A 1,319-nucleotide genomic window follows, 5' to 3' on the forward strand; every position below is an offset into this window, starting at 1 on the left:
GATGAAGTTGAAATCACCGAGATCCTGGTCAAAGTAGGCGACAAAGTTGAAGCTGAACAGTCGCTGATCACCGTAGAAGGCGACAAAGCCTCTATGGAAGTTCCGTCTCCTCAGGCTGGCATCGTTAAAGAGATCAAAGTCTCTGTTGGCGACAAAACTGAGACCGGCAAACTGATCATGATTTTCGATTCCGCCGACGGTGCAGCAGCTGCTGCACCTGCTAAGGCAGAAGAGAAGAAAGAAGCGGCTCCAGCGGCAGCACCTGCTGCTGCAGCGGCAAAAGACGTACACGTTCCAGACATCGGCGGTGACGAAGTTGAAGTGACCGAGATTCTGGTGAAAGTGGGCGACACCGTGACCGCTGAGCAGTCTCTGATTACCGTAGAAGGCGACAAAGCTTCTATGGAAGTTCCGGCTCCGTTCGCGGGTACCGTGAAAGAGATCAAAGTGAACACCGGCGACAAAGTGTCTACCGGCTCCCTGATCATGGTCTTCGAAGTGGCGGGTGCCGCTCCAGCAGCCGCTCCGGAGCAGGCAGCAGCTCCAGCTGCGGCGGCTCCGGCAGCAGCAGCGGGCGCGAAAGACGTTCACGTTCCGGATATCGGCGGTGACGAAGTTGAAGTCACCGAAGTGATGGTGAAAGTGGGCGACAAAGTTGCCGCTGAGCAGTCACTGATCACCGTAGAAGGCGACAAAGCTTCTATGGAAGTTCCGGCTCCGTTCGCGGGTACCGTGAAAGAAATCAAAATCAGCACCGGCGACAAAGTGTCTACCGGCTCTCTGATTATGGTCTTCGAAGTGGAAGGCGCAGCACCTGCTGCTGCTCCGGCAGCCGCGGCGGCTCCAGCCCCTGCTGCTCCGGCTCAGGCTGCTAAACCAGCTGCCGCACCGGCTGCGAAGGCTGAAGGTAAAACTGAGTTCGCTGAGAACGACGCTTACGTTCACGCTACTCCGCTGATTCGTCGCCTGGCGCGCGAGTTCGGCGTTAACCTGGCGAAAGTGAAAGGTACGGGTCGTAAAGGCCGTATCCTGCGCGAAGACGTTCAGGCTTACGTGAAAGAAGCCGTTAAACGCGCTGAAGCTGCACCTGCGGCAGCCGCTGGCGGCGGTATCCCGGGCATGCTGCCTTGGCCGAAAGTCGACTTCAGCAAGTTTGGTGAAATCGAAGAAGTGGAACTGGGCCGTATCCAGAAAATCTCTGGTGCTAACCTGAGCCGTAACTGGGTGATGATCCCGCACGTTACTCACTTCGATAAGACCGATATCACCGATCTGGAAGCGTTCCGTAAACAGCAGAACGCCGAAGCTGAAAAACGTAA

At 56.4% G+C, this 1,319-nt stretch carries 1 protein-coding gene; it reads left to right on the top strand.

Annotated features, from left to right (window positions below; all coding sequences use genetic code 11):
• The coding region (locus RDN66_RS12175; protein WP_308537878.1) for a biotin/lipoyl-containing protein at positions 1 to 1,319 on the top strand (1,319 nt) is incomplete at both ends.

Origin of the sequence: uncultured Kluyvera sp., assembly GCF_902485085.1 — a bacterium.
GTDB classification, from domain to species: domain Bacteria; phylum Pseudomonadota; class Gammaproteobacteria; order Enterobacterales; family Enterobacteriaceae; genus Kluyvera; species Kluyvera ascorbata.